A 14,781-nucleotide genomic window follows, 5' to 3' on the forward strand; every position below is an offset into this window, starting at 1 on the left:
CCCTAAGGTTGGTTCCCTTGTCCCTTAACTCACCGCTTAGTCGCTTCGCGCCTTCGGACACACCCGCTGAACGCGAGGGACTTAAGCGAACCACCTAAGACGGGACGACCTCGGGATGCCCCCCTCCGTCGCTCAGTCACAATTACCGAACGTCTTTGCACACACAACAACAGAACGCTCCGAAACGGGTCAATGAAGCGCGTTTCCCGGCAAGTGTTGCACAAATAACACGCAGATGTGATCAGAGCACCCTCCCAACATATTGTTTTTGTTTGCATTTTCTGAGCGGTTCCATTTGCCGCCAAAATTCCCCACGTAAGGCGTGATCGACGTGACCTCGGTCCAAAACGGCTTTGACGCGCTCGAATCGTGGAATCAGAAGAAGACTCAAAGAGAAGGCACAGCCTCTCCTCCATCACTCTTTGTTTGTCGCAAGCGCGGTCACGGCGACGCTCACGGCCGGCGCGGCGGACACTCTTTATGGATAGCGGGGATTATTGGGACCGGGGCCGGCAGCTCGATTGGCGGGGACGGAAAGATTCGAAGCCTCGATAAGCCCCTGCCCCGAAAATCGTTGGGAATATTCGAGCGCAAACACACGGTTACAAATTGACCGGCCCAAGCAAATAGATGCATAAGGCTCGCACCGGAGAGGTGGCCGAGTGGCTGAAGGCAACGCTTTGCTAAAGCGTCATACGGTCTCAAGCTGTATCGAGGGTTCGAATCCCTCCCTCTCCGCCACCCAACGGCAGAATCACGGATCTGCGCGTTCTTTCTTTTGAAAGCGATCGCCGGCACGAAAGCCTGGCGCAAGAATCATCGCCGCGAGCCCAGCCCGATTCGCACTCTCCTTATATGTGCGTGCGCAGCTAGATGCGGGATCGCCAGATTCGCCAATGCGAGGGCGATATCAGCACGGCCTCGTCCGCCCAGACATTGAACCAGACGCCAGCCTTGCGGCGGCATGGAAAGGTTAGAGGCAGAATGCCGGTCTTGTGCGGCCGTCCGAGTTCCAGATCGCAATCGTCGGGCGCGATCTGAATCGGCAGCCACTGACTCGCTCCTGAGTCATTCTTGTCGGGGTTGCTCATGTCGGGCGGATCTAGGCGCCGGCCCGACGCAGGAACTTGATTCAGCGCAACCAAATCACCCCGTGCAAACACGGGGCCGGATGCGATTCTCAGTTCAGCGTGCGGAAACCCACGCCCTCGCCTCGCGCTGCGCGGCCGAGATCTCGGTCTCCGACATCTGCCCGGCAACTTCCTGGCGCAGCGTCACGGCGTCCTTGCGGCCCTTCAGGGCGGCGAGGTTGAACCATTTATGCGCGGCGACGAGATCGACGAGGCCGGAACGCCCGCTCGCCCAATAGATGCCGCGCTCGAACAGCACGTCCGACAGCGCGCTCGCGTCGATCGGTGTCGCCGTCTCCAGATCGAAAGTACCCTGAAACATAACGCATCCCCTTTTTCTTATGCCGCCTCGAATCCCCCGAGCGCGGCTCCCGTCCAACTCTGATCTGCAAAATCCCTTCTGGGATCGTGCGCTGTTCAACTCATCCCCAGGGCGTCTTGCCCAATGCCGTTTGCCGGCTTGTTGGAGGCGATGATGCCGGGCAAATTTGAATGGCAGTTTAAGTATCGCGATGAAGCAGACGTAAACGCGCGCGCGCGCCACCCGCACGCGGAATTCGAGAAGTCCCTGATTTGCAGGCACTTCTGCGATTCGTCAGATTTGGTTTACCCTGGGATTTTGGGAGAACGATAACCATCGCACGCGGTGGCGCGTGACCTGTGGCTGCAATTTGTGGGAGCGAATCGCCGTCGCGACCCCACGAGCCCCTGTCATTCCCCACTGGGTCGCCCGGTCGGAGCCGGGCGATGACACCGCGAATGGGGAAGCAACGCGTGAACATCGAACAGACACACCGCAGCCCTCGCCTGCCTCAAGGCAATGCGGCCAAGGCAAAGCGACTACGTCGCGGTCGGATCAGCAATGTCTGGATAAGGGAATGCCGGCAATACCCCGGCCTCAAGGAACGAGGGCGTCGGCGAACACGTCAGGACCAGATTTCACGTTGGCCCGAAGGCCGCTAGTGAAATTGCGGAGCTCCTTTGAGGAGAACCGCACCGAACGAAGAAAACTTGTTTCTTCTGCCGGACCGGACTTTAGCGAGCGAACCCGCGAAGAGAACGATCCGACCGTTGACCTGATGTCTCGCCGACACCCTCTATCGTCGACCAGAACCTCTAGGAGGCGCTGATGACGTGCCGGCTCTCTAGGAGCCGGCAACTTCGAAAAGCGAAGTTACTTCTTCTTCGCGACCTTGCGGGTCTTCTTCGCAGTCTTCTTCACTGCGGACTTCGCCTTCTTCGCCTTCTTCGCCTTCTTAGCTTTCTTGGCCATGTTGCCCTCCGATGTGTGAGATGGCTTAATCGCTGCATGCATTCGGGGATCGAGTGCACACTCATCCCGAATACACCAACACGACGAAAAAAACATCTTCTCACTTAAGGAAGTGTTGACGACGCAGCGCGCGTGCGCCAGCCGCGCTTGATTTGCCGACACGCAGAGACACGCGTCTGCGATTGCAAATACTTCTCGCAGCGTTGATCTCGACAAGAGCAGCGATCTCAAGAAAACACTATGCAACAAGTATTATTCTGCGCGCGCACATCACGCGTGATCAGCGCGATGACGCGCACGGCGAAGCGCGCGATGGCATCGCGGAGGCGAGTCGCGGACTCTGAGTCGCGGGTTTTGGCAACGAAATTATTTTCATGCTTAACGGCGGAAGCGCTCATCAGAGCGTGTGCAAGTCGCCGTTTTGCGCGAATCGCTCGACCTGCGATTCGCATGCGCATCGTGACCTCGACGGGATGAAGTTCGTTGTCGGTGATACGTGCGCGCGTCTCATCTCGACGTCGCGCGAGGTGACGACGCGTGTCCGTCACCTCGTTCGAACGCGCGAGATCAGATGCCGAGCTTGGACTTGAGCAGGTCGTTGACGCTCTGCGGGTTGGCTTTGCCGCCGGACGCCTTCATCACCTGGCCGACGAACCAGCCGAGCGACTGCGGCTTGTCCTTGACCTGCGCGGCCTTGTCGGGATTGGCCGCGATGATGTCGTCGACAACCTTTTCGATCGCCGAAAGATCCGTCACTTGCTTCATGCCGCGGCTTTCGACCAGCGCGCGCGGGTCGCCGCCCTCCTGCCAGACGATCTCGAACAGATCCTTGGCGATCTTGCCCGAGATTGTGCCCTCGCCGATCAGGTCGATGATCGCGGCAAGCTGTTCGGTATTCACGGGAGAGCCCGTAATATCCCGGCCTTCCTTGTTGAGACGGCCGAACAGCTCGTTGATGACCCAGTTCGCCGCCATCTTGCCGTCGCGTGCGCGGTTGCCGAGCTTGTCCAGAACGGTTTCGTAGAACACCGCGCTCTCGCGCTCGGCGACCAGCACGCTCGCGTCATAGGCCGACAGGCCGAAATCGGCGACGAAGCGCGTCTTCTTCTGGTCCGGCAGCTCGGGCAGCTCTGCCTTCAGCGCGTCGACGAAGCTTTGCGAGAATTCCAGCGGCAACAAATCGGGATCGGGGAAGTAGCGATAATCATGCGCCTCTTCCTTCGAGCGCATCGAGCGCGTCTCACCCTTGTTGGGGTCGAACCGACGCGTCTCCTGCTCGATCTGCCCACCATCCTCCAGGATTTCGATCTGGCGCCGCGCTTCATACTCGATCGCCTGTCCGATGAAGGTGATCGAGTTCATGTTCTTGATTTCGCAGCGGGTGCCTAGTGGCCCGCCGGGCTTGCGCACGGACACATTGACGTCGACGCGCAGGCTTCCCTTCTCCATGTCACCGTCACAGGTGCCGAGGTAGCGCAGGATCGAGCGCAGCTTGGTCACATAGGCCTTGGCCTGCTCAGCGTCGCGGATGTCCGGTTTCGAGACAATCTCCATCAGCGCCACGCCACAGCGGTTGAAATCGATGAAGGACAGCGACGGCGACCGGTCGTGCAGCATTTTGCCGGGATCCTGCTCCAGATGCAGCCGCTCGATACCGATGGCGGCCGTCCTGCCGCCGTCGAGATCGACGATCACCTCACCCTCGCCGACCACCGGCGATTTGTACTGGCTGATCTGGTAGCCCTGCGGCAGGTCCGGATAGAAATAGTTTTTCCGGTCGAACACCGAACGCAGATTGATCTGCGCGTTCAGCCCGAGCCCGGTCCGGACAGCCTGCCTGACGCACTCCTCGTTGATCACAGGCAGCATGCCCGGCATCGCGGCATCGACCAGCGACACGTGGCTGTTCGGCTCGCCGCCGAACGTCGTGGATGCGCCCGAGAACAGTTTTGAGTTCGACGTCACCTGGGCATGTATCTCCATGCCGATGACGATCTCCCAATCGCCGGTGGCGCCTTTGAGAAGCTTGTGCGTAGCCGTGCTCATGTCGTGCTCCCGAGCAGCGCGGCAGCGATCCGCTGCCACTCCGCCTCCAATGAATCCTTTGCCGCCACCTGGCCGGCCTGGCGATACCAGTAGCCGGCATTGCCGAGATCGCCTTCGACGCGGTGCAGATAGGCGTGCACCCAGGCGGCGGCGCGACCCTGGTCGTCCTGGACGATTCTGTGCGCCTGCTCCCAGTCGCCCTTGCCGGCCCACCACAGACCGGCGAGCGGCGCGTTCAGGCCAGGCGCGGGCGCCGCGCCGTCGAGGCTTGCGATGAAGGCCGCGACATTCACCACCACCTCGCGGGCGTGAAGCGGCCGGCGGCCTGCTCGATCACCTCGCCGAGCGAGAACAGCGTCTCCTCGTCAAAGGGACGGCCGATCAGCTGCAGGCCGAGCGGCAATCCTTGCGCGTCCTTGCCAGCAGGCACGGCGATGCCGGGCAGGCCCGCCATGTTCACGGTCACCGTAAAAATGTCGTTGAGATACATCTCGACGGGGTCGGCGCCGCCCTTCTCGCCGATGCCGAAGGCCGCTGACGGTGTCGCCGGCGTCAGGATCGCGTCGACGCCCTTGGCGAAGCAATCCTCAAAGTCCTTCTTGATCAGCGTGCGCACCTTCTGGGCGCGCAGATAATAGGCGTCGTAATAGCCGGCCGAGAGCACATAGGTGCCGATCATGACGCGGCGGCGCACCTCTGCGCCAAAACCCTCGGCGCGGGTGTTTTCGTAGAGTTCGTTGATGTTCTTGCCCTGCTCGCGCAGGCCGTAGCGGACGCCGTCGTAGCGCGCGAGGTTGGAGGACGCCTCCGCCGGCGCCACGATGTAATAGGCCGGCAGCGCATATTTGGTGTGCGGCAGCGACACCTCGACGAGCTCGGCGCCCGCCGCCTTCAACCAGGCCGCACCCGCTTCCCAGAGTTTCTCGATCTCGGCCGGCATGCCGTCGAGACGGTACTCCTTGGGGATGCCGATCCTCTTGCCCTTCACGGACTGGCCGATCGCGGCCTCGTAATCCGGCACGGGCATGTCGACCGAGGTCGTGTCCTTCGGATCGTGCCCGGCCATCGAGCGCAGCAGCATCGCGCTATCGCGCACGCTGCGTGCGATCGGACCTGCCTGATCGAGCGAGGAGGCAAAGGCGACGATGCCCCAGCGCGAACAGCGGCCATAAGTCGGCTTGATGCCGACGGTCGCGGTGAAAGCCGCCGGCTGGCGGATCGAGCCGCCGGTGTCGGTCGCGGTCGCGCCCATGCACAGCAGCGCCGCCACGGCCGAGGCCGAGCCACCGGACGAGCCGCCCGGCACCAGATTCGTGTTGCTTCCCTCGCGCCGCCAGGGATTGGCGACGGGACCGAAGCACGAAGTCTCGTTCGCCGAGCCCATCGCGAACTCGTCGTTGTTGAGCTTGCCCAACATCACGGCGCCGTCGCGCCAGAGCTGCGAGGTGATGGTCGATTCATAGGTCGGCACGAAATTGCCGAGAATCTTCGAGCACGCCGTGGTGCGCACGCCCTTGGTCGCGAACAGATCCTTGATACCGAGCGGGATGCCGGCGAGCGGACCGGCGTCGCCCTTGGCGATCTTGCCGTCCGCCTCGCGCGCCATACTGCGCGCCTGGTCGGGCGTCTCCATCACGAAGGCGTTGAGCACGCGCGCTTTCTCGATCGCGGACAAATGCGCGTCGGTCAGCTCGAGTGACGTGAAAGTTTTGGCCGCGAGACCCTTGCGGGCTTCGGCGAGCGTCAGCGATGTCAAATCGGTCATTTATTGATCGGGCTGCAGAAGAAGGGAGACAGGGTCTTGTCGTTGGCCGGGTCGTCTTTTTTCTTGGCGGCGGCGTTCGCAGCGGCCTCGATCTCGTCGAGCACGGCATTGACGGCGACATTGGGGTCGGCAGCCTTGCCCTGCCGCTCCATCTTGTCGAGATAATTCATGTAGGCCTGATAGGCCTTCTCATCGTCGCAAAGCATGCACATCGGGCGGCGTCCTGAATTGAACTATTCAACAACCTTGGGCACCAGGAAGAAGTGACCTTCGGTCGCGGGCGCGTTGGCAACGATATCGTCGGCGATCTCGCCGTCATTGACCACGTCCAGCCGCTTCTTCATCTGCATCGGGGTGACCGAGGTCATGGGCTCCACGCCCTCGACATTGACCTCCGAGAGCTGCTCGACAAAGGCGAGCATGGCGTTGAGCTCGCCTTGCAGATGCGGAACTTCGTCCTCGGAAACCGCAATGCGCGCCAGATGCGCGATGCGGCGGACGGTAGTGGCGTCGACGGACATTATATAGGGCCTCTCACGGCAAAATCTAACCGCCGTATAGCAGAGGCCGCTTTTGTGCCGCAACCGGCGCTGCAGAGCTAGCCGGCCAGCCGGCTCATCCGGGCCAGCGCTGTTTTGGCAAAATCCCGGGTCAATTCGGCCGCGGGAAGCTCCCGGCCCATGCCTATCGCCTGGCCGGCCCAGAGATTGGTGAAATCCACCCTGCCCTGCTTTTCGGCAGCCGCCTTCAGCGGCGCCAGGGCGGTTGCGGCATGGGGAAATGGCGGGGCATCGGGCGAGATCGGGCCGGCCTCACGCATCAGGCGGTTCTGGACGCCGCGCGCCGGACGGCCGGTCATGACATTGGTGATGACCGTGGAATCGTCCCGCGCCTCGGCGAGCGCCTTGCGGCCGCCCGCACTGACCTTGGACTCCGGGCAGCGCAGATAGGCGCTGCCGATCTGCACGCCGGAGGCACCGAGCGCGAAGGCTGCGGCAATGCCGCGCCCGTCGGCGATGCCACCGGCCGCGATGACAGGCACCTTCACGGCATCGGCGACCTGCGGCACCAGCGCAAACGTGCCGGGCTGCTCCGAGATCTTGTCGGTCAGGAACATGCCGCGATGGCCGCCGGCCTCGGCGCCTTGCGCAATGACGGCATCGACACCGTGCTGTTCCAGCCAGACCGCTTCCTTCACCGTCGTCGCGGACGAGATGACGAGGCAGCCGGCCGCTTTGACGCGCTTGAGCAGAGCCTGCTCCGGCAGGCCGAAATGGAAGCTGACGATTTCCGGCTTCAGCTCCTCGACGACCTCGCAGAAGGAGGCGTCGAACGGCGCGCGGTTCGCGGCGTTGATCGGCGCGGCCGGATCGAGCCCGTGCTCGGTGTAGTAGCTCGTGAGCCGCTGCTTCCAGCGCGCTTCAGCCTCAGGCGTAAGGTCGACCGGCGTGTGGCAGAAGAAGTTCATGTTCACCGGCGCCTTCACGCGCTGGCGAATGATGTTGACCTGCTCGCGCGCCTTCTCCGGCGACAGCATCGCGCTCGGCAGCGAGCCGAGCCCGCCGCCCTCTGCGACGGCGATCACCAGCTCGGCATCCATCACGCCAGCCATCGGCGCCAGCACGATCGGGAATTCGGTCTTGAAGAGGTCGATCAGTCGACGGTCAGGCCACATGGTTGTTCTCTCATGGTTCAGGCGACGGACGCGATGGAGTTGCGCCGTCCGGCAAGGAGCTGTTCCGCTTCAATCGCGATCCGTTCGACGATCTCGGCCGCCGGCGGAATATCATGAATCAGTCCGACCGCCTCGCCCGCGATCACAGCCGCGACGTCGAAATCGCCGGCGGCCTTTGCCGCGGCATAGTCCGCCGCGACTGCGGCGACATTCTGCATCAGTTCGACCTCGCGGCCGATCCAGCGGCGGGCGTGGGCGTTGATCAGACACCTTCCCGTGAAAGGCGCCGGCCAGACATTGTTACGGGAGAGATCGAAGATGATGCCGCGCACGGTCGAGCCGCTGTTGGCGGCGCAGATGCGCCGCTTGGCCTCCTCCGCGCCATCCGCCTCCTGGCTCGCATAGAAGCGCGTGCCGAGCAGCACGCCGCTCGCCCCCAGCATCACCATGGCGGCGAGACCGCGCCCGTCGGCGATACCGCCAGCCGCGACGACAGGCACACGGCCAGCCGCGAGATCGACGATGGCCGGCACGAGGTCAACGGTGGTGCGTGACGCACCATGACCGCCCGCCTCGGTCCCCTGCGCGATCAGGACATCAGCGCCGGCATCGAGCGCTTGCCGTGTCATCGCTTCATCCTGTACCTGGCAGATCAGGCCCGCGCCCGCCGACTTGATCCTTGGTGCGAACGGTGCGGGATCGCCGAACGACAACATGATCGCGGACGGTCTTGCGGCGAGCGCGACATCGAGCAGCTCGGGTTGCCTGGTGAGGCTCCAGGTGATGAAGCCGACGCCGAACGGTGCACGCAGCCCGGCGAGCTTCGCGGTCTCTAGCTCCAGCCACGCCCGCTCGCCATAGCCACCGCCGAGAATGCCGAAGCCGCCGGCACGGCTGACGGCCGTCACCAAACGGCTGCCCGCGACCACATCCATCGGCGCCAGCAGGATCGGATGCCTGATCTGCAGCAGGCTCGTCAGCGATGTCGCGATCGGCATGGCTTCTCCCCGTCTGGACACCGAGACTAGGCGCGATTAGCATTCTCGAAAAATGAATTGTTGCGAACGCTGCCATCACAAAAGCGAAACGACGCCATGGAACTCAGCGATATCCAGACCTTTGCCGCGGTCGCCCGCACCGGCGGCATCACCCGCGCCGCCGAAGAGCTCAACACGGTGCAATCCAACGTCACCCAGCGCGTGAAAGCGCTGGAAGCGGAGATCGGCACGCCGCTGTTCGAACGGCACAGCCGCGGCATGACGCTGACCGGCGCCGGCAAAAGGCTTTTGCCCTACGCGCAGCGGATGGCCGCTCTGTCGCACGAGGCCGTGCTCGCCGCCCGCGACGATGGCGAGCCGAAGGGACCGCTCGCAATCGGCTCGATGGAGACCACGGCCGCGGTGCGGCTGCCGCCGCTGCTTGCCGACTTTCACCGCCGCTTCCCGGCCGTCCGCCTGAGCCTGCGCACCGCGACCACAGCCGATCTCGTCGCCGGCGTGCTCGAGGGCACGCTTGACGGTGCATTCGTCGCAGGCCCCATCGCGCACGCAGATCTTGCCGCGACCAGCGCTTTCCGCGAAGAGCTGGTGCTGGTCAGCGCGCGACGCTGGGGCTCGCTGGCCGAGCTGCGCGCGGGCACGCCGGAGTCCGGCCCGACCGCACTGGTGTTCCGCACCGGCTGCACCTACCGCCAGCGGCTCGAACAGATCTTCGTGGAGTTCGGCTGGCCGTCAGCCGCGCGCTTCGAGCTCGGCACGCTTGACGGCATGATCGGCTGCGTCGCCGCCGACATGGGCGTGACACTGCTGCCGCGTGCCGTGGTCGAACGCAGCGCGATGATCGGCAGCGTCTCGATGCACACGCTGAGCCCGTCGCACGCGCGCGTCGAGACGCTCTTCATTCAGCGTCGCGCCGGCCACCAGTACAGTGCGCTCAGCGGTTTTGCCGCCTGCTTGAAGCAGGACGACGAAATCATCGCGGCCTGACTGCCCACCGCCGCAGCGCAACCAAGGCCCAGATCGCCTCGACCAGGCCGAATGGCCAGGCGCCTTGCAGAAAACCGTAGGCCGAGCCGAGTGCGCAGGAGATGGCGAACAGCAGCACGAACCAGTGGCTGCGGTCCTCAAGGGCATAGCAGACCAGCATGGCGGTGACGGCAAACAGGCCGAATAGTGTGAGCGCATCCATGTTCCCGGTTCACTCCGCAGCGCGACGCGTGATATGCGCTAAACCATGCCGGCTCTTATCCTGCCATTGATCGATGCTGCAACCCACTGGCCCGAACGCGGCGGGCTGGTCGGGCTCGACTTGGGCACCAAGACCATCGGCGTTGCTGTCTCCAATCCGGACCGCCGGCTCGCGACCGGCGTCGAGACCATCCAGCGCAAGGCGTTCAAGCAGGACGCAGCCCGGCTGCTTGCGATCGCAGCCGAGCGCAAGGCGGTCGGCTTCGTGCTCGGCCTGCCCATCAACATGGACGGCAGCGAAGGTCCGCGCGCGCAATCGACCCGCGCCTTCGCCCGCAATCTCGCCGGGCTGACCACACTCCCGATCGGCTTCTGGGACGAGCGGCTGTCGACCGCCGCGGTCGAGCGCGAGCTGATCGGCATGGATGTCAGCCGCGCCAAGCGGGCCGAGGTGATCGACGAGCACGCCGCGATCTTCATTCTGCAAGGCGCGCTCGACCGCCTCGCAAATTTGCGCGCTAGTCCAGGGGCCGGTTGACGCCATGGCCGTCGTGATCGCGGCGCTCCTGCCGGTCTTCATCCTGATCGTGCTCGGCGTTGTGCTCCGGCACAGCCTGATGCGGCTCGACACCCAATGGCACGGGCTGGAGCGGCTGACCTATTTCGTGCTGTTCCCGATGCTGCTGATCCAGACGCTGGTGAAGGCCGACCTCACAAAAGTGCCGGTCGCCGGCGTCGGCGGCGCGCTGCTGCTGTCAGCGCTTGCGATGTCGCTATTGTGCCTCGCGCTGCGCCCGGCCCTGGCGCGGCTCGACATCGACGGCCCCGCCTTCACCTCGATCTTCCAGGGCGCAACGCGCTGGCAGACCTATGTGGCGCTGTCTGTTTCCGCCAATCTGTATGGCGATGTCGGGCTGGCGCTGGCGTCCGTGGCCATGGTCGCGATCATTCCACTGGTGAACGTTTTCAGCGTCGCCGTGCTCGCGCACTACGCATCGCCAGAGAAGCAATCGGTGCGCGCCATTGTCATGACGGTGATCCGCAATCCCCTGATCTGGGCCTGCGTGATCGGCCTCGCCATCAATGTCGTTCATTTGCCTCTGCCAAAAATCTGGCATGAGGTCGCCGATGCACTCGGCCGTTCCTCGCTCGCCATCGGCCTGCTCGTCACCGGTGCCGGCCTGCAACTGAAAGGCCTGTTCCGCCCCAGCTTGGGCGCTACGCTCGGCGTGGCCTTCAAGCTTGTGCTGATGCCCCTGCTCGCATTGGTGCTCGCCGTCTGGTTCGGGCTGTCCGGCAACAGCCTCGCGATCGTCGCGATCTGCGCGGCGGTGCCGACCTCGCCGAGCGCCTATGTGCTGGCGCGACAGATGGGCGGCGACGCGCCGCTGCTGGCACAGATCATCACGCTGCAAACGATTTTGGCGGCGATCACGATGCCGATCGTGATCGCGCTGGTGGCGTGACGCACTAAACGTAAGGCCCGACCGAGAAGTAGACGAGCGTGTTCACCGCAGAATGAGCGATCACCGCAAGCCAGGTTGAATTGCCGCTCGCGCGAAGGTAGCCGAAGGCGAGCCCCATCAGGAAGACATTGAAGCGCCCGAACCAGTCGTACTGCACGTGGCCGAACGCCCACAACGCCGACGCCAGCACGATCGCGCCATTCGGCCCCAGGAACGACTGCGACCAGCCGCGAAACATGAAACCGCGGACGACGAACTCCTCGACAACAGGCGCGACAATGCAGCTTCCGATCAGCATCGCGAACAGCCCTGCCGCGCTGCGAACGATGAGATCCGGACCGGGCTTGTATCCGTTCGAGCCGACAACGGACAGCAGGACCATCTCGACCGTCAGAACGATGGCCATCAGGAGCAAGGCACGTACGACCTCGCCCCCGCTCGGCCAGTTCAAGGCCAAGTATTCCGAGAACCCTCTACGAGCCATGCGGATCGCAATCCACAGCACGAGGATAACTGCCGGCGCTCCCAGGATGATGCCGGTGCCCTGCCATCGGCCCTGCAGCCACACCTCTTGAAGCTCCGTCGCAGACAGCGCCTCGCCCCCACCGAAATTCAAGATCAGGGACTTGAGCGCGGTCCCGCCGGTGAGCATGAATGCCAGGTCAGCAAGCAAGGCGACGAGCAGCGTCTCGGCGAAATCCCAGGTGCGGAGCTGCGGCGCCGCGCCTGTCGCTGATGGGCCGGCATTTTCAAATTCGGACATGCGGGCTTTCCCCGACAACGTCGGAGCGAAGGTGGGCGTAGGTACCACCCCAACATACTAGGGGATCGTCAGGCGGGCAATTGCCACGGCGCGGCGCGGTTTGAAGAGCGAAACGACAGGCGGCCGCCTCAGCTTCCCAGCCACATCGTCAGCACCACCGCAGTCATGTTGTTCAGTGCATGCAGGATGATCGTGAGCCAGAGCGAGTTGGCGCGATAGCGCATGTAGCCGAACCACAGGCCGATGGTGAAGACCTCGGCGAGGAAGTAGAAATCGTATTGCAGATGCACGACCGTCCACACCAGCGACGACAGAAAGATCGCGCCGGGCACGCGCAAAAAGCTCGCCGACCAGCCGCGAAACAGAAAGCCCCGCGCCAAAACCTCTTCCGACATCGGCGCAGCCACGCTGAAAGCGAACAGCAGCATGAGCGCGGCGCCCTTGTCGCGGCCCGATTTCAACAGATCGGTCATGAATCCAGGCGTCGCCTCGCGGCCAAGCGCGCGCGACATCGTCTCCCAGGCAACGACCAGCAGGATGAGGCCTACGGCGCCGAACAGCAGCTGCTTCCAGGACGGCCAATGCAGCGCGATGTAGTCGACGAAGGAGGCCTTCTTGATGCGGATGGCAAGCCACACCGCAGCCAGCGTCGCCGGCAGGCCCATGGTCACCGACAGCGCGAGCGCGGCGGGTTCGCGACCGACGTCCTGCATCGATGCGAGGCTCATGGGAGCGCCGTGGTGCCAGACCAGATAGACGATGGCACCGATCTGCCCGACGAACATTGCTGCAAAAATGACGACGCCCCACAGCGCCGTGCCCCAGAACATCCAGACACGCGGCGGCGCGGGAGTCACGGTCAGCGGCGGAAGATCGGGATTGAGGGAGTCCATCAAGAGGCTTTCGTTAGATACGGCAGACCATCGGGCACTCAATGCCGCGGCGGAATCGGGAAATCATAGGCCGCCCCGCCCGCCCCCGGCAGGGAAAAATGCCACCACTCCTTCGAATAGTTCACAAAGCCTTGCTTGCCCATCGCAGCCACCAGCCGCTTGCGCCAGGCGCGCTGATCCGGATTGATCGAGGGTGCGGCGGTGTGGCCCTTCGTATCGGTGCAGTCATAGCCGGTGCCCATGTCGACGCTGCCTTCCGGCAGCCGCGCCTCGACCGGCGCCGTGCAATCGGCATAGGCTTTTGACGGATCGATTTTGGCGGAATTATCAGCCTTCAGATCAACCAGAGTGAGATCGAGCGCGGCTCCCGTCGAATGCTGCGAACGGCTCGCGATGTAGCCGAGACGGAACAGCTCGGTCTTCGGTATCTCAGGGTTGTAGCGCCGATCGGCGGCGCTCTCGCGGCCGTTCTGCGACCACTTCACCATGTCGAGCGAGGCCCGCGCCGGACGGTAGCAGTCGAACATCTTGAGCGACAGGTTTTGCGCGGCCAGCTCCTGCTGGACCGCCTTCAGCCGCAGCCCCACCTCGCGCTTCACCACGCATTCGCCGGCGCCGTAGCCGGCGAGCGGACGGCCGACGAAATTGTTCGAGGTGGCGTAGCGGATGTCCTGGATGATGCTGGGATCGATCTCACGCAGATAAACGAAGCCGCCGGGGAGCGATTGGGCTTCCGCGCCGCTCACGGGAGGCATGGTCGCCGCACCGAGGGACGCGGCCATCAGCAGGTGAATGCCCACGCCTGCACGCCTGCGCGGTACGCGCCGAGGCGGCTTCACAAGCAAGGCGAAGTATTGCAATACTTCAATTTTGAGATGTGATTTTATGTTGGGGAGCTGCATGCGAATATTTGTTCTGTGTCTCGTCATATTATTTCCGGTAGCGGCTTCCGCGGAAAACATTAATGCCAGACTCTGCGGTGACAGTGCCAGCAATCTGCAACTCCTGCTCTCGCCAGCCGCAACGCAGGAATTGGCCCAGTACGTCAAGGGGCTGGACTCGGGAAAGTATGCATTCAGCCTGGACATGACGGGTGACGTCGCAGCCTCACAGCTGGGCTTCCGGAAGCGCTTCGCAACGGCATATGCAGAGCTGGTCGAGACGGCGAACGCGCTGATCAACAAGAACGGAACTGTCCATATCAAAGACGTCGTTCAGGCGGCGGAAAAAATCCTGAGTGACGAGCAATTCATCGACGGACTTGCCGATAAGCCTCGCTGGAAGCCCGCCATCGTTTATCTCAGGTCGATCGAGGCCAGCGAATGTGCCTTTCCCTACACACCGAAAGACCTGCCGACGCCCGAGGAAATGCTTCGCCAACTCAACCGTGCTTATCCGGAAATCAACACCTCATCGAGCAAGGAATTCGAGCAGGTGTATCGGGCAACGGTCGGCTATTCACAGAACCGAATAAAGGAATACGGCTCAGTCTCGATATATCAAATTCTAGCTGAATGGCGCCGCAGCATCCGTTCGCTGGCCTTGCTTCCGGTCCTTTAGGGGATCCCCGGGACGGCGCGGCAA

18 protein-coding genes and 1 tRNA gene are annotated in these 14,781 nt (G+C 63.3%); 5 read left to right on the top strand and 14 right to left on the bottom strand.

Translation table 11 applies throughout. From position 1 onward, the window contains the following. Positions 1-648 precede the first annotated feature (648 nt). Positions 649-741, top strand: a tRNA-Ser gene (locus BMW89_RS25770). A 128-nt stretch (positions 742-869) separates the two neighbouring features. On the opposite strand, the gene BMW89_RS25775 is transcribed toward BMW89_RS25770, so the two are convergent. The 10 genes from BMW89_RS25775 to BMW89_RS25825 all read right to left on the bottom strand — a co-directional run bounded on the left by BMW89_RS25775 (position 870) and on the right by BMW89_RS25825 (position 8,887). Further along, positions 870-1,091 carry a hypothetical protein gene (locus tag BMW89_RS25775; protein WP_092030074.1) on the bottom strand — a complete coding sequence of 74 codons (222 nt, stop codon included), beginning with the start codon at positions 1,089-1,091 and terminating at the stop codon, positions 870-872. A gap of 94 nt (positions 1,092-1,185) precedes the next feature. After that, entirely contained in the window at positions 1,186-1,452 is a 267-nt protein-coding gene (locus BMW89_RS25780) for a hypothetical protein (protein ID WP_092030076.1), read from the bottom strand. A gap of 1,178 nt (positions 1,453-2,630) precedes the next feature. Further along, positions 2,631-2,801, bottom strand: coding sequence for a hypothetical protein (locus BMW89_RS25790; RefSeq protein WP_177196309.1), 171 nt, complete (start codon positions 2,799-2,801; stop codon positions 2,631-2,633). A gap of 169 nt (positions 2,802-2,970) precedes the next feature. Beyond that, complete coding sequence (gatB, locus tag BMW89_RS25795; protein WP_092030082.1) at positions 2,971-4,449, bottom strand: Asp-tRNA(Asn)/Glu-tRNA(Gln) amidotransferase subunit GatB; 1,479 nt, start codon at positions 4,447-4,449, stop codon at positions 2,971-2,973. Further along, positions 4,446-4,748 carry a hypothetical protein gene (locus BMW89_RS25800; RefSeq protein ID WP_092030084.1) on the bottom strand — a complete coding sequence of 101 codons (303 nt, stop codon included), beginning with the start codon at positions 4,746-4,748 and terminating at the stop codon, positions 4,446-4,448. Before BMW89_RS25800 ends, gatB begins: the two co-directional genes overlap by 4 nt. After that, positions 4,739-6,214, bottom strand: a complete 1,476-nt coding sequence (gene gatA / locus BMW89_RS25805; protein WP_092030087.1) for an Asp-tRNA(Asn)/Glu-tRNA(Gln) amidotransferase subunit GatA — start codon at positions 6,212-6,214, stop codon at positions 4,739-4,741. The genes BMW89_RS25800 and gatA overlap by 10 nt, the downstream gene beginning before the upstream one ends. Further along, positions 6,211-6,426, bottom strand: coding sequence for a hypothetical protein (locus BMW89_RS25810; protein ID WP_014494728.1), 216 nt, complete (start codon positions 6,424-6,426; stop codon positions 6,211-6,213). Before BMW89_RS25810 ends, gatA begins: the two co-directional genes overlap by 4 nt. Before the next feature lie 21 nt (positions 6,427-6,447). Next, positions 6,448-6,735 carry an Asp-tRNA(Asn)/Glu-tRNA(Gln) amidotransferase subunit GatC gene (gatC, locus tag BMW89_RS25815; RefSeq protein ID WP_092030089.1) on the bottom strand — a complete coding sequence of 96 codons (288 nt, stop codon included), beginning with the start codon at positions 6,733-6,735 and terminating at the stop codon, positions 6,448-6,450. 77 nt (positions 6,736-6,812) lie between these two features. Beyond that, positions 6,813-7,889, bottom strand: a complete 1,077-nt coding sequence (locus tag BMW89_RS25820) for an NAD(P)H-dependent flavin oxidoreductase (protein WP_092030091.1) — start codon at positions 7,887-7,889, stop codon at positions 6,813-6,815. Between the two features lie 17 nt (positions 7,890-7,906). Continuing rightward, on the bottom strand, positions 7,907-8,887 hold the full coding sequence (locus tag BMW89_RS25825) for an NAD(P)H-dependent flavin oxidoreductase (RefSeq protein WP_092030093.1): 981 nt from the start codon (positions 8,885-8,887) through the stop codon (positions 7,907-7,909). 96 nt (positions 8,888-8,983) lie between these two features. Here BMW89_RS25825 and BMW89_RS25830 point away from each other — a divergent pair, with 96 nt between their 5' ends. Then, the gene (locus tag BMW89_RS25830; RefSeq protein ID WP_092030095.1) at positions 8,984-9,874 is read left to right on the top strand and encodes a LysR family transcriptional regulator; all 891 of its coding nucleotides are present in this window, start codon (positions 8,984-8,986) and stop codon (positions 9,872-9,874) included. On the opposite strand, the gene BMW89_RS25835 is transcribed toward BMW89_RS25830, so the two are convergent. Then, positions 9,861-10,076, bottom strand: coding sequence for a hypothetical protein (locus tag BMW89_RS25835; protein ID WP_092030098.1), 216 nt, complete (start codon positions 10,074-10,076; stop codon positions 9,861-9,863). The two genes, BMW89_RS25830 and BMW89_RS25835, sit on opposite strands and share 14 nt — an antisense overlap. A gap of 45 nt (positions 10,077-10,121) precedes the next feature. On the opposite strand from BMW89_RS25835, the gene ruvX reads away from it, so the two are divergent. Continuing rightward, positions 10,122-10,613: a Holliday junction resolvase RuvX gene (gene ruvX, locus BMW89_RS25840; RefSeq protein WP_092030099.1), complete on the top strand. Its 492-nt coding sequence runs from the start codon at positions 10,122-10,124 to the stop codon at positions 10,611-10,613. 4 nt (positions 10,614-10,617) lie between these two features. Beyond that, positions 10,618-11,541: an AEC family transporter gene (locus BMW89_RS25845; protein WP_092030102.1), complete on the top strand. Its 924-nt coding sequence runs from the start codon at positions 10,618-10,620 to the stop codon at positions 11,539-11,541. Positions 11,542-11,545: 4 nt separating this feature from the next. On the opposite strand, the gene BMW89_RS25850 is transcribed toward BMW89_RS25845, so the two are convergent. The 3 genes from BMW89_RS25850 to BMW89_RS25860 all read right to left on the bottom strand — a co-directional run bounded on the left by BMW89_RS25850 (position 11,546) and on the right by BMW89_RS25860 (position 13,979). Next, positions 11,546-12,304, bottom strand: coding sequence for a CPBP family intramembrane glutamic endopeptidase (locus BMW89_RS25850; RefSeq protein ID WP_244547682.1), 759 nt, complete (start codon positions 12,302-12,304; stop codon positions 11,546-11,548). 128 nt (positions 12,305-12,432) lie between these two features. Beyond that, a complete protein-coding gene (locus tag BMW89_RS25855) occupies positions 12,433-13,197 on the bottom strand; it encodes a CPBP family intramembrane glutamic endopeptidase (RefSeq protein WP_092030104.1) in 765 nt (254 codons plus the stop codon). 38 nt (positions 13,198-13,235) lie between these two features. Continuing rightward, positions 13,236-13,979 (bottom strand): M15 family metallopeptidase, encoded by a 744-nt coding sequence (locus BMW89_RS25860; RefSeq protein WP_092030107.1) that lies wholly within the window; start codon positions 13,977-13,979, stop codon positions 13,236-13,238. Positions 13,980-14,097: 118 nt separating this feature from the next. On the opposite strand from BMW89_RS25860, the gene BMW89_RS25865 reads away from it, so the two are divergent. Then, complete coding sequence (locus tag BMW89_RS25865) at positions 14,098-14,757, top strand: hypothetical protein (RefSeq protein WP_143062831.1); 660 nt, start codon at positions 14,098-14,100, stop codon at positions 14,755-14,757. Positions 14,758-14,781 lie beyond the last annotated feature (24 nt).

The organism is Bradyrhizobium sp. OK095, assembly GCF_900109945.1.
In the GTDB taxonomy this organism is placed as follows: domain Bacteria; phylum Pseudomonadota; class Alphaproteobacteria; order Rhizobiales; family Xanthobacteraceae; genus Bradyrhizobium.